This is a genomic window from Candidatus Obscuribacterales bacterium (assembly GCA_036703605.1).
In the GTDB taxonomy this organism is placed as follows: domain Bacteria; phylum Cyanobacteriota; class Cyanobacteriia; order RECH01; family RECH01; genus RECH01.
On the sequence record DATNRH010000655.1, the window covers coordinates 1 to 12,439 of the forward strand.

Consider the following 12,439-nt stretch of genomic DNA (forward strand, 5'->3'; position numbering starts at 1 on the left):
CAGTCTCCTGATCGGGTGCTGCTGTGGCTGAATGAATATCTAGATGAAATGACCCAGTCTATTCAAGAGCATCAGGGCATCGTCAACAAATTTACCGGTGATGGACTGATCGCGGTTTTTGGGGTGCCTGTGGGACGAACGACCGAGGACGAAGTTGCTCAAGATGCTCGCCATGCCGTCAGTTGTGCCTTAGATATGGGCGATCGCCTACGGGTACTGAACCAAGCATGGCAAGCTAGGGGGCTACCGGAATGTCACATTCGCATCGGCATTTTCACAGGCAGCATTATTGCCGGTAGCCTGGGGGGAAAAAACCGATTGGAATACGGGGTCATTGGAGACAGCGTTAATATTGCCTCTCGTTTAGAAAGCTGCTGTAAAGACATTCACCCAGGACAGTGCCGGATTTTGATTGCGGAGGAAACCCGCCAGTACCTTGATGAGCAGTTTGAGTTAGAGGACTGGGGTGGAATGCTGTTGCGAGGACGAGAGCAAACGGTGCAGGTCTATCGCGTGGTGGTGCCGTCTACGAAGGCAGATCAACCATCGGTTTACTATCTCAATGCAGAATCGTCAACCTATACGAAAATCGATACAGATTCTGTGAAGAATTAATTAACACAACAGGTGATAGTTCGCACGGATGTCATGTACCTTCTAGGAAGAGTTCCTTCGGCACTCAAGGCAGATGGGGTAATTCTCAACCTGGTGCTTCCAGGTTAATCGACAGATTGACGGTGGACTATAGCCTATCTATGTTGGACTGGAACTCTACCTCGGGTATTCAGTCTTAATTGATCAAGACCCATCAGTGAGAATCCCGAGAGGATGGTGGAAGCCAGTTTTGCAGAAAGTATGCGGTTACCAAGCCCATCTCGACACAACGACAGATGCACCTCTGTGTAACTGTCGCTAGGTTGGCCAGTTGCGTTTACCCTCTGTGCCGGTGACATCAGCCTTCATGCTGAACCCAAGCTTTCAACATTGTTGATTATCGTATTGATAGCAGGACGCTTACTAACTATGTCTTCGCTCAAGCTTCTTTCCCAGAACATTACCGCCTACATCCTAGTCTCTGCTGGGTTGTGGATGAGCACCCCCTTTACCCTAGCTACCCTTGCTCAAGAAGACTTTGTGCCCCCGGATCGCGGCAGCCCAGGTCGGTTAGTGGGCGGCGGTACGCACTATACTCCCCCCGATCGCGGTATTCCTGGTCGTCGAGAGGGCGGTGGCACTCGGGGCGGCTGCATGAGCCCGCAGCCTCTGACAGCTTTGATGCCCATGAATGGCTATGGTGAAACCCTAGCAGCCTATCCAACGTTCTACTTCTATGTCCCCGACTTCAATGCAGAAGCAGCAGAGTTTATCTTGCTGAATGAAGCTGGCGATGAAATCTATGCCTCCGAGTTTCAAGTCACGGGCGAACCGGGAGTTATCGCCATCCACCTGCCTTCGACGGTGGGCTTACCGGAATTGGCCATAGGCGAAAACTACGAATGGATCTTCTCTCTAATCTGCGATCGCACCGATCGATCGGGAGATTCCATGGTCTCGGGCTGGCTACAGCGCATTGAAACTCCTGCCACCTTGGCCATGGAGCTAGAAACCCTACCGGAGAGCGATCGCCCAGCGCTCTATGCGCAATCGGGTCTCTGGTATGAAGCGATCGCTTCTCTCGCTGACCTGCGCTTGGCCAACCCCACCAGTGCTGCAATCCAAGAGCAGTGGTCTAGCTTGCTGTCCTCGGTGGAGTTAGAGTACCTAGCGGAGGCGGAGTTCTTGCCGCTGACGTCGGTGGAGGATGGCGTTAATGGCGGGATGGAGGATGGCGGGAATAGCGAGATGGATAACGGCACGGGCAACTAGACCCAGCCGCCAGATGAGTTGACTATTCTTTAAAACGAACGGGGAGGCGATCGCACGATCGCCTCCCCGTTTTAACTAGGTGGTGAGAATGGGTCAGCGGCGAGCGATCGCCCAACCGCTGGAGTCCTCTAGAAGCTCATTTCTGCAGCTTGCACTTTCTCGATTTGCTTCTTCTTCAGCACCAGCATCACCTGGGATAGCATCACTGCTGCCATGAAGGCAATCAGACCCTTGATGCGAGTGGGGCTTTGCAGCACGATTTCTGCATCTTTTTGACCAAAGCCACCCACGTTGGGGTCAGCATTGAGAGGAGCGCCGGTGGTGACCACATCGCCTTCCGAAACCACGAGCGTTGGCCCAGCCGGAACGTTATCAACCACAACACTGCCGTCTTCTGCTTGGATGGTCACGTTGTAGCCACCGGTTTCATCAGCAGCAATCTTGCTCACAACACCGGAAGCAGAGGCGTTGTAGATGGCGTTGTTGCTCTTGTTGCCCGCGGGGTAGATTTGACCGCGGCCACGGTTACCGCCTACATGCACCGAGTATTTACCAAAGCTCACCGACTTATCGGTGGCTGGGTTGGGCGATAGGACGGGGAAGACGATTTCTTGATATTGCTCACCGGGCAGCGGGCCAACCAGGATGATATTGTCCTGGGTTTCGCTGTAGGTTTGGAAGAGGTAGCTGGGGCCAACTTCCTCTTGCATCTCTTCTGGGATGCGATCGCTAGGAGCAATGGTGAAACCCTCGGGTAAAACCAGCACCGCGCCCACGTTCAAACCACCTTTCTCTCCGGTGGCCAGAACCTGTTGAGCATCGCTATCGTAGGGGATTTTCACCACAGCCTTGAAGACTGTATCGGGAAGCACCGACTGAGGCACTTCCAGTTCGGTGGGCTTTGCGCCAAGGTGGCAGTTTGCACAAACAATGCGCCCCGTTGCTTCACGGGGGCTTTCGTAGTTTTGCTGTGCCCAGAAGGGATAAGCTGCCGCCGATTGGGGCAATAGCAGATCACTACCGAGGAAAATCGTTAAGGCAGCCAGCAAGGCGAGGGTGCCCTTCGCCATCAGCTTGGCGCTACGTGGCAGCAGCGCAGACCAAATTCTTGATTTCATGGGTACCAGAAAGCTCAACAAGACAGGGGTATGGGTTAAAAACCGAGCAGCCAAGGGATGCATCGGAACGGTAAAGGATCGCGAGACATGCGTTGGGGACTGCGATCGCCTAACTCCACCAAGGAGATTCGTTGGTGCGGAAGTCGGTTTCTGTCCAAGGAACAAAGGCTACCTTGCCATCGGTTACTTCAGCATGGGCAAGCGCTAGGGACAGCGGTGCGGGGCCGCGAACCACCTTACCTTCACTGTTGTACTGTGACCCATGGCAGGGGCAAATAAATTTGTTTTCACTAGCATTCCAAGGCACCACGCAACCCAAGTGGGTGCAGACTGCATTGATACCGTAGGGAGCAATTTCTTCGGCACTGCTAACCACGATGTAGGTGGGGTCGCCTTTAAGACCCTGGGCCAACACGCGATCGCCTACACTGTGGCTCGCCAAAAAGTCTGCCGCAACGACGTCGTTACCAAGGGCATCTTTTGCAACGACACCGCCGCCACCAGCACCACTGGAGGGAGGCAGGAAATATTTCACGATGGGATAGAGGGCCCCTAGGGCGGTTCCTGTCACAGCACCAAAGGTCAGCAGGTTCATAAACTGACGACGCCCCATATCGGGCACATCAGCATTTCCAGACAGTTGTGTCATGATTTTATTGGATACGGCGTTTGAGTCGTGTTCTACAAGTGTTCTGTGTTTAATCGTATCGCTTTCTTAAGTCAGATCACTCTCGGAAAGCTAAACCAATGCGATCGCCCCAACGCCCTGCCGCTTTGACAGCCACGCTTACCATCGCCGGACTTAACGATTAGTTACACAAGCAATTAATGATAGAAATTTACACTTCTTCTAGAAGCATTGTACAGCCTTAGAAATGCCGTGAAACCTAGGGATTTCAATATGAAAAAATATTAAGTTTTGATCGAATGTGGCGCGTTTGTTGTTACTAGAAATCCTGGTCTATGGGCGATCGCCTGCATCTTGGGATGAGGAGATAGATGGGGACTGGTTGACTGACCAACCTTGAAGACCCTCACCCCAAACCCCTCTCCCAGGGCGGTAGAGGGGCTTTGAAAGCACTTGCACTCAGAGACGGGGGTGGGTTGTCCTAAGACCCCACAGGTCAGACGCTGGGAGTGATACCGCCCATCAATAGCCTTTAAGATAGATAGGAACGGGTTAGCAGCAGGACAGATCATGACAGGAGAGGAGCTGCATCAGCTACTCATGGACAAATGGGGGCGATCGTACGATCTACAGCTACGACGCATTCAAGACCAGGTGTTTCTACAGGTGATGTGGAAATATTTGGAGCAGGTGTCGTTTCCCCGCAGTGAAGCCGACTATTTCGCCCATCTGGAGGCGATCGCTCACTATATGAATGCTTGGGGCAGCGAACAGTACATTCGTCAGTATATTGAACAGACGCGCGATCGCCCCCGGTTGGGCAAGGCGGTAAGTATCCCCATTGATTTAGGGGAACGGGCCTCGGAGTGGTTGCTGGAGTTTTAGGCTGCTACCGTCCAGTGGCAACTACCATGCCAATCCCGCCGAAGTAGAGAATTAACACTGCGCCGGCAAACAGACTTTGGGTGACGGGATCGGTAGACGGGGTGAGGACTGCGCCCATGATCGCCGCGATCATGATCACGTATCGCCAGTTGGACAGCATTTGCCGGGATGACACAATGCCTAAGGTGCCGAGCAGGAGCTGGATGATCGGCACCTGAAACGCTAGACCGGTGCTAAACAACAGCAGCAGCACAAATTCAAAGTAGCGATCGATGGACCACAGTTGCTCCACCACGCCGTCGCCGTAGTTGATGAAGAAGTTGAGGGCGGCAGGAATGAGGGCGATGTAGGCAAAGCCCAGTCCAGCAACGAACAAGATGCTCGATCCAAAGACAATGGGCGCAATCAAGCGGCGTTCTCGCAGCGATAGCCCCGGCAGCACAAACTGCACAATTTGGTAGAGCACGAAGGGTGTTGCTACCAAGAGACCGCTATAGCCAGCCACCTTGATGGATACAAAGAAATATTCTCCGGGGGAGAGCTGCAAAAATTTGACGCCCTGGGCAGGCACTTCGAGGAGCTGCACGATAGGCTTCACGTACAGGAAGCAGCCAATCACGCCGAGGATGGCCGCCCCCAGGGAGTAGAAGATGCGCTGACGGAGTTCCTCAAGATGGTCAAAAATTGACATCTCGACTTCATCAGGAAATTCATCGACGGAATCATCACTGGCTGAACGCGAGTTAGCCTGCGCGCTAGCTAGCTTTGGGTTGATATCTTGCGTCGCTGTCTCAAGGTCAGAGGGAGGGGTCATGGGTTCTATCGATCTTGGGTTAAGTCAGCAATCTGCTCACTATTATGACGCACCCAGCCTTTCCTTAATACCCTCAGTGTGGCCCATCGTGGTGGGTTGGTCGGGCTGTGGGCAAACGCGATAGAGTGAAAGGTGTTGGATTTGCGGCGATCGCCATGGCTGAAACTCCCCTCACCTATCCTTCCAGTCTGCAGGTTGATCATGTGGATGATTACCACGGTACAGCGGTGGCGGATCCCTACCGCTGGCTAGAAGACCCTGATTCGCCGGATAGCCGTGCCTGGATTGCGGCTCAGAACCAGCTCACGTTTGAGTACCTCCAGCAGATTCCATCCCGAGAAACCTTGCGCGATCGCATCACCCAGCTTTGGGACTACGAGAAATTTGGCACGCCGTTCAAGATGGGCGATCGCTACTTTTACTTTAAAAATGACGGGCTGCAAAATCAGAGCATTTTGTACACCCTGCCCAGCTTAGACGCCGAGCCCCAACTGCTCCTCGATCCCAACAGGCTTTCGGAGGATGGCACGGTGGCGCTATCGAGTTTTGCCATCAGTGAAGATGCGCGGTTCATGGCCTACGGGCTATCTAGCTCCGGTTCCGATTGGCAAGAGTGGCAGGTGCGTTCTGTTGAAACCGGGGAAGACCTGTCGGATCATCTAAAGTGGGTGAAGTTTTCCGGGGCAGCCTGGAGTCATGACCACCAAGGCTTTTTCTACTCTCGCTACGATGAACCCAGCGCCGACAGCCAGTTTGAGGCGGTGAACTATTACCAAAAGCTCTACTACCACCGTTTGGGGACGCCCCAGTCTGACGATGTGCTGATCTACGATCGCCCTGACGAGAAGGAATGGGGATTCAGCGGTAGCGTCACGGACGATGGACGGCTGTTGATTATTTCGGTCTGGCGGGGCACTGAACCGAAAAATCTCTTGTTCTACAAAGATCTGACCGTGGCCGATAGTCCAGTCGTGGAGCTGATTCGAGACTTTGAGGCAGAGTTTAACGTGGTGGAAGCTGAGGGCGATCGCCTTTGGGTTCAGACCGATTTAGATGCGCCTCGGGGACGGTTGATTGCCATTGACCTCACCCAGCCCGATCGCGATCATTGGCAGGAGGTGATTCCCCAAGCGGCGGAAACCCTGCAATCCATGACGGTGCTGAATCATCAATTTGTGGCCACCTACCTAAAAGATGCCCGCAGTCAGGTGCAGCGCTTTGCCCTAGACGGCACACCCCTGGGAGAACTGACCCTGCCCGGCATTGGTTCGGTGGGGGGCTTTAGCAGCAAGCGCCAGGATACGGAAACCTTCTACAGCTTCACGGGCTATACCACCCCCACCAGCATCTATCGCTACGATGCCGTGACCGGGGAAAGCCAGCTCTTCCGTCAGCCCACAGTGGACTTTAATCCCGAAGACTTCATCACCACCCAGGTGTTTTACACCAGTGCCGACGGTACCCAGATTCCCATGTTCATCACCCATAAAACCGGGTTGGTGCTGGACGGTCAAAATCCCACCTTACTCTACGGCTACGGTGGCTTTGGCGTGTCTCTCACCCCCAGTTTTTCGCCTAGCTACCTGGTTTGGATGGAGATGGGAGGTGTCTACGCGGTGCCCAACCTGCGGGGTGGGGGCGAATATGGCGAAGACTGGCATCAGGCAGGGACGAAGCAGCGCAAGCAAACGGTTTTTGATGATTTTATCGCCGCAGCGGAATGGTTGATCGACCAAGGCTATACCCGATCGGACAAGTTAGCGATCGCCGGTGGCAGTAATGGTGGTCTGTTGGTGGGAGCCTGTATGACCCAGCGTCCTGAGCTTTTTGGGGCTGCCTTGCCTGCCGTGGGCGTCATGGATATGCTGCGCTTCCATTTGTTTACCATTGGCTGGGCCTGGTGTTCGGAATATGGTTCATCGGAACATGCTGACGAGTTTCCTACCCTCTATGCCTATTCACCGTTGCATAATCTGAAGCCAGGAACGGCCTACCCCGCCACGTTGATTACCACGGCTGACCATGATGATCGAGTAGTGCCTGCCCATAGCTTCAAATTTGCTGCTGCTCTCCAAGCGGCCCAGGGGGGTGAGGCTCCGGTGCTGATTCGCATTGAGACCAAGGCGGGGCATGGAGCTGGTAAACCCACGGCCAAGGTGATTGAAGAAATTGCCGATCGCTACGCCTTCCTAGTGAGAACCTTAGGGATTGGTACCTAGGTAGACTCAAGGCCGGGTTTCGACTGCGCTCAATCCTCGTTCCATTAGGAGTTAAGCCTTGAGCGACGTCAAAGTACTTGTCCATTGTTGCGTCCTCTCACTGAACATCGACCGTCTTCATTCTTCCCATGAACTATCTGTTGAACCGTCCATTGAACCATCTGCAGAGTCGAGGTCATGATAGACATCACCGAACGCGATCGCTTAGCGATCAAAACCACGATTTCTCAACAGTTACAGGCGTTTGAACAGGGTAATGCCATGCAGGCCTTTTCCTTCGCCAGCCCTAGTATTCAACTGCAGTTTCAAACCCCCGATCGCTTTATGCACATGGTGCGGCGTGCCTATCCACCGGTGTATCAAGCTCGCTCTGTGATCTTTGAAGATGTGGGAATGATTGATCACCATCTCGCCCAATCGGTGTTGATGATGGGCCAGGATGGCACCCTATCCCGTGCCCTCTATCTGATGCAGCAGCAGCTCGACCACAGTTGGCGGATCAATGGCTGCCTGCTGTTGCCCATCCATGACCCAGAAAGCGTCGAGTGATCGCCTAGGCCGGCTCTAGCTCAAAGAATTCCTGTACCCAGGCTGCGATCGCTTTGGCTGTGGCTGGGGCTAGTAAGACGCCGTTGCGGTAGTGACCGCTGGCCAGCCAGACGTTGGCGACTCCGGGCAGCGGTTCCACTAGGGGAGCCGGGCGGTTGAAAGGACGGGGACGCAGGCCTGACCAGGTTTGTAGCACTTGGGCCTGGCTGAGGCTGGGACAGAAGGCGATCGCCCCCTCTAAGACTTGGTTGAGCAGTGTCGGATGGGCCTGGATCTCACCGGCATCGTCGGGAAATTCTACGGTTGCGCCAATCCAATAGTCGCCATCCCCGAGGGGGATGATGTGGATGTCACTGCCGGTGAGGACGGGCTGAAAGTCTGGGTTGCCGAGGCCGACCGGGACATGCACCCGCATGGCTTGACCGAGCACCGGACGAATATCTACCGGTTGGGCGATCGCTGCCGTGAGGGGCGTGGATCCAAGGCCAGCGGCGATCACTACCCCATCAATGGCCAGGTCGCCGGCTGTAGTGTGCAGCACTTGGGCCGTCCCGTCGGTGGCACAGTCCACGGCCGTGACGGCTGTTTCTAGCTTCAGATCAACACCGCGCTGCTTGGCTACATCCAATAAGGCGAGGGTAAGAGCGGTGGGATCGAGCTGGCGATCGCCGGAGGAATAGATCGCCGCCATAATCGTGTCATCTTGCACCTGAGGGCAGCGATCGCGCAACTGATCGCGACTCCAACATTCCAGGCTCCAGCCCTGGGCTCGACGAGTGCTGATCAGGGTATCCCAATTGGCCAGATCGGCACCTTCCGACAGCAGCATAACAATGCCCTGGCGGTTGTAGGGCAAGGCTTTACCCGTGAGACGCTCTAGCTCGGGTATCCAAGCGTCGTAGCAGCGCAAACTGGTTTCCCGCATTCGCCAGGCTCGTCCCTTGGTCTTATGGCTAATGGCTCCCATTAAAACGCCGAGGGCAGCGCTGGTGGAGGCTTGGGCAGGTTGATGCTGCTCAAGCAGGGTGAGATGCAGGTTGGGAATATGGCTGAGTTCGTAGGCGATCGCTGCGCCAACGACACCACCGCCAATGATGGCAAGATGAGGCATAGGGGTTAACGATGTCCGGTTAGCGAGTCGAGGCAGGAGCAGTCCAAACCTGGTCTCCCGCTGAGTTGATATAGGCTGGCTGTCCTTCAACCATAACGTAGGCTAGCCCCTCGGAAAAGCTATAGGCGTAGTCATAGCGGAAGGGAATCACTACCTCGCCTTGGTGGTCGATAAAGCCCCATAGACCGTCCACGTTTTGCACCGGAGCTAGTCCATCTCCAAAGATCCAAGCTTGGGTATAGCGGGGAGGAATGGGCAAGCTGCCATCTGGGGCGACAAATCCCCATCGCCCGTGAACGCTAACGGGAGCCAGCCCTTCGGCAAAGGAGAAAGCGGCGTCAAACTGGGGAGCGATCGCCATCTGTCCTGTGGTATCCACAAATCCCCAGCTAGGATAGCCGGCCCAGGCGGGGGCAACGGAGACGGGAGCCAGCCCTTCGGCAAAGAAGCGAGCGTCATAGAACTTGGCGGGAATGATCACCGTGCCTTGAGGATCAATGAATCCCCAGCGGGTGGCTTGGTCAGCGGCGACCTGGTCGGCGATCGCTACGGCGGCCAGTTGATCCTCTCCAAATTCATAGCCCCAGACATAGTCGGGCTCCAGGGCGATCGCTCCTTGGTCATCCACGAAGCCCCAGAGGTCACCTTGTTGGATGACACCGAGACCCTGGCTGAATAGACCTGCCGCGTCAAACTGGGGCGTAATGACCATGGTGCCACTGCGATCGATATAGCCCCAGCGTCCGCCTGCCTGCACCGGAGCCAGCTCTCCACCCCAAAACCCTTGGGCTTCTTCAAACTTGGGTGCTACCGCGATTGCTCCCGTCTCGTCGATAAACCCCCAGCGGCCATCAATGGGAACGGGATATAGGCGGGGGCGATCGCCGCTCTCTGTGCCCTGGGCAGCTTGAGGTGCCCCAACCAGACTCAGCGTGATCACGATGGGGGCAAGCGATCGCGCCAGGTGGGAATGGTGTAGCAGCATGGTGTTTTAGAGGGTGTCTGAGGCCGTTGTCACGAATCTTGGATGAACCCAATCTAACCCAACGCTTGCAACAGTTGTATGATGCTTTTCATTCGTGATTGCCAAGAGTTAGGAGCGCCAACCATGTCAGACCTCTATGTGTCGTGGGCAGACTATCACCAAAAGATTGAACAACTGGCCGTGCAAATATACGAATCGGGCTGGCAGTTTAATCAAATTGTTTGTTTGGCGAAGGGGGGGCTGCGGGTCGGCGATATTTTGGCCCGCATCTATGATGTCCCGCTAGCTATTTTGGCGACGACATCCTAGGGGGGCAAAAATAACCAAACCCGTGGCTCGATTACCTTTGGAGCAGATCTGACAAAAACGACGGCGAACTTGGGCAGCCATGTACTCTTGGTGGATGACTTGGTCGATTCTGGGGTAACTTTGCAGAAAACGCTTCCCTGGCTGGATCGCCGCTATGGGTTTTATATCGAAGACGTGCGCACGGCGGTGCTGTGGTACAAAGACTGCTCGGTGATCAAGCCAGATTACTATGTGGATTACTTACCTGATAATCCATGGATTCATCAGCCCTTTGAGCAGTACGAAAGTCAGAGTATCCAAGACTTTGCAGCCAACTATGCACCGGTTTCCTAGCGATCGCTCCCGCTGAATCGTGGATGGGCGGATGGCTTGGTGACTCGTAGCAACGACGTCGAAAGCTTGGCCATCATGGAAGCATTGCCAAGGTTTTGTCTACGGGGAGGCGATCGCTGTTGCTTTCTACCGTCGATCCGCATCCCTCTCCTCGTCCATGATTTTCCGGTGAGGGCCTATTCATGTCGATTCGCCCAGCACTGTGCTTGAATATGGTGTGCTACGCTGTCGGGGCGATCGCGTGGTGTAGGTGTTGAACCCTGGCGGTGTACTGGTGGGATAGGAGACTTGTATGGATCTACCGTTTATTTTAGATATTGCTATTGGCCTCATCTTTGTTTACCTAATTTTGAGCCTGCTAGCATCTGAGATTCAGGAATTAATCGGTACTGTCCTGCAGTGGCGAGCTGAGCATTTGAAAAAATCCGTTGACCAATTGATCACGGGTGATGACGCGCGGCAATCCCACCTCTCCGAGTTTGTCCATGAACTATACCGCTCTCCCCTGATGCGATCGCTTAACCAAGAAGCCACCGGGGCGATCGCCCGAGGATTTCGCTGGTTTGGGCAGGTGCTTTACAGTATTTATACAAACCTCACGCGATCGCCCAAGATCTTTGGAGAAGCTGCTAGCGGCCCCTCCTACATTCCTCCCCAAACCTTCGCTGCTGCCTTGATTCAAAAGTTGAGGATTCGGGAATTAGGGCATAAGTACAGCGAAATTTTGCTGCGGGATGCGGTGGAGGAAAAGCTCACACAGCTTCAGAGTATCTTACTTGATTTACGCTACAGCGTTGCCAATGATGCGCTGTTTGAACAAGAAGTAGAGCAGCTTAAGCAAAACCTCAACCGCATTGTTTATGACTTTTGCCAACAGCGGCGATCGCTTAGCCAAAGCCTTAAGGATGTAACGGTTTACCTATTAGAGTTTATTCAAATCATTGATCAATTGCTGATTAATGATAATCACTGTAAAGATATTGTTCGTCGCCGACTTCCTTATCTTCGTCAGTCTGTAGGACTAGCTATCAGTCCACCAACCCTCAGTGAAGTTGTCAGTCTACTAACGGATCGCACCACCTACGATCGCTTACATCCAGAACTGCGAGATCTGGTGGATCAAGCCTTGGCAACAACCGCCCCATCTCAACAGTCGGTTGCCCTACCCCCGCAACTTCAGCGCAGCTTGGGCGACCTAGCACGGATAGCTGAAAACAGCGTCGATACTCTAGAACAGTCCCTCGAAAAAAGTGTTCAGTATCTCGAAATTGAGCTGAGTAGCTGGTTTGATCAATCGATGGAGCGCGCAAGCGGGGTCTATAAACGCAACGCTAAGGGCATCGCTTTGATCATTGGTGTGGCGATCGCCTATGCAGCCAATGCCGACACGTTATATATGATCGAGCGGCTCTCCCAAGATTCAGATTTGCGTCGTGCCATTCAAACTGCCGCTAGCCAGCTGCAAACGATTCCCAGTCCTGAACCGCCTAGTTTATCAGAGCAGTCATCGGGTCAGCCATTAGATGAAACAGATTTTCCAGCAGGCTCATCTGATACCTTAACAGGGCTCATACCGCAAGATGAAGCTTCCGACTCCTCTAGTTTAGACACCACGACGCCTG

The 12,439-nt window shown here is 54.2% G+C and carries 12 protein-coding genes and 1 pseudogene; 7 read left to right on the forward strand and 6 right to left on the reverse strand.

The genetic code is table 11. From position 1 onward, the window contains the following. Positions 1-615 (forward strand): adenylate/guanylate cyclase domain-containing protein (locus V6D20_13695; protein HEY9816833.1); only part of this gene is annotated, 615 nt, incomplete at its 5' end. A 408-nt stretch (positions 616-1,023) separates the two neighbouring features. Continuing rightward, a complete protein-coding gene (locus V6D20_13700; GenBank protein ID HEY9816834.1) occupies positions 1,024-1,866 on the forward strand; it encodes a DUF928 domain-containing protein in 843 nt (280 codons plus the stop codon). Positions 1,867-1,994: 128 nt separating this feature from the next. Here V6D20_13700 and petA read toward each other — a convergent pair whose 3' ends face one another. Then, complete coding sequence (petA, locus tag V6D20_13705; GenBank protein HEY9816835.1) at positions 1,995-2,984, reverse strand: apocytochrome f; 990 nt, start codon at positions 2,982-2,984, stop codon at positions 1,995-1,997. A 109-nt stretch (positions 2,985-3,093) separates the two neighbouring features. After that, the gene (locus tag V6D20_13710; protein ID HEY9816836.1) at positions 3,094-3,633 is read right to left on the reverse strand and encodes a cytochrome b6-f complex iron-sulfur subunit; all 540 of its coding nucleotides are present in this window, start codon (positions 3,631-3,633) and stop codon (positions 3,094-3,096) included. Between the two features lie 549 nt (positions 3,634-4,182). On the opposite strand from V6D20_13710, the gene V6D20_13715 reads away from it, so the two are divergent. Next, positions 4,183-4,497 (forward strand): DUF3067 family protein, encoded by a 315-nt coding sequence (locus V6D20_13715; protein HEY9816837.1) that lies wholly within the window; start codon positions 4,183-4,185, stop codon positions 4,495-4,497. 4 nt (positions 4,498-4,501) lie between these two features. Here the strand turns inward: V6D20_13715 and tatC are convergent, their stop codons facing one another. Then, complete coding sequence (tatC, locus tag V6D20_13720; GenBank protein ID HEY9816838.1) at positions 4,502-5,311, reverse strand: twin-arginine translocase subunit TatC; 810 nt, start codon at positions 5,309-5,311, stop codon at positions 4,502-4,504. A gap of 155 nt (positions 5,312-5,466) precedes the next feature. Between tatC and V6D20_13725 the strand changes: the two genes are divergently transcribed. Together V6D20_13725 and V6D20_13730 are read left to right on the forward strand one after the other, a co-directional pair. After that, the gene (locus V6D20_13725; GenBank protein ID HEY9816839.1) at positions 5,467-7,530 is read left to right on the forward strand and encodes a prolyl oligopeptidase family serine peptidase; all 2,064 of its coding nucleotides are present in this window, start codon (positions 5,467-5,469) and stop codon (positions 7,528-7,530) included. A 177-nt stretch (positions 7,531-7,707) separates the two neighbouring features. Beyond that, complete coding sequence (locus tag V6D20_13730) at positions 7,708-8,079, forward strand: DUF4864 domain-containing protein (GenBank protein HEY9816840.1); 372 nt, start codon at positions 7,708-7,710, stop codon at positions 8,077-8,079. A gap of 4 nt (positions 8,080-8,083) precedes the next feature. On the opposite strand, the gene V6D20_13735 is transcribed toward V6D20_13730, so the two are convergent. Then, entirely contained in the window at positions 8,084-9,190 is a 1,107-nt protein-coding gene (locus tag V6D20_13735; GenBank protein HEY9816841.1) for an FAD-dependent oxidoreductase, read from the reverse strand. A gap of 19 nt (positions 9,191-9,209) precedes the next feature. Then, entirely contained in the window at positions 9,210-10,175 is a 966-nt protein-coding gene (locus tag V6D20_13740; GenBank protein ID HEY9816842.1) for a WG repeat-containing protein, read from the reverse strand. 123 nt (positions 10,176-10,298) lie between these two features. Here V6D20_13740 and V6D20_13745 point away from each other — a divergent pair. Then, positions 10,299-10,817, forward strand: a pseudogene (locus V6D20_13745) (phosphoribosyltransferase family protein). On the opposite strand, the gene V6D20_13750 reads toward V6D20_13745, so the two are convergent. After that, complete coding sequence (locus V6D20_13750; GenBank protein ID HEY9816843.1) at positions 10,814-10,960, reverse strand: hypothetical protein; 147 nt, start codon at positions 10,958-10,960, stop codon at positions 10,814-10,816. The pseudogene V6D20_13745 and the gene V6D20_13750 sit on opposite strands and share 4 nt — an antisense overlap. A gap of 149 nt (positions 10,961-11,109) precedes the next feature. On the opposite strand from V6D20_13750, the gene V6D20_13755 reads away from it, so the two are divergent. After that, positions 11,110-12,439 (forward strand): hypothetical protein (locus tag V6D20_13755; GenBank protein HEY9816844.1); only part of this gene is annotated, 1,330 nt, incomplete at its 3' end.

Coding starts and splice junctions, on each gene's coding strand:
- V6D20_13700 (HEY9816834.1), top strand. CDS start 1,024: ATGTCTTCGCTCAAGCTTCTTTCCCAGAACATTACCGCCTACATCCTA.
- petA (HEY9816835.1), bottom strand. CDS start 2,984: ATGAAATCAAGAATTTGGTCTGCGCTGCTGCCACGTAGCGCCAAGCTG.
- V6D20_13710 (HEY9816836.1), bottom strand. CDS start 3,633: ATGACACAACTGTCTGGAAATGCTGATGTGCCCGATATGGGGCGTCGT.
- V6D20_13715 (HEY9816837.1), top strand. CDS start 4,183: ATGACAGGAGAGGAGCTGCATCAGCTACTCATGGACAAATGGGGGCGA.
- tatC (HEY9816838.1), bottom strand. CDS start 5,311: ATGACCCCTCCCTCTGACCTTGAGACAGCGACGCAAGATATCAACCCA.
- V6D20_13725 (HEY9816839.1), top strand. CDS start 5,467: ATGGCTGAAACTCCCCTCACCTATCCTTCCAGTCTGCAGGTTGATCAT.
- V6D20_13730 (HEY9816840.1), top strand. CDS start 7,708: ATGATAGACATCACCGAACGCGATCGCTTAGCGATCAAAACCACGATT.
- V6D20_13735 (HEY9816841.1), bottom strand. CDS start 9,190: ATGCCTCATCTTGCCATCATTGGCGGTGGTGTCGTTGGCGCAGCGATC.
- V6D20_13740 (HEY9816842.1), bottom strand. CDS start 10,175: ATGCTGCTACACCATTCCCACCTGGCGCGATCGCTTGCCCCCATCGTG.
- V6D20_13750 (HEY9816843.1), bottom strand. CDS start 10,960: ATGCGGATCGACGGTAGAAAGCAACAGCGATCGCCTCCCCGTAGACAA.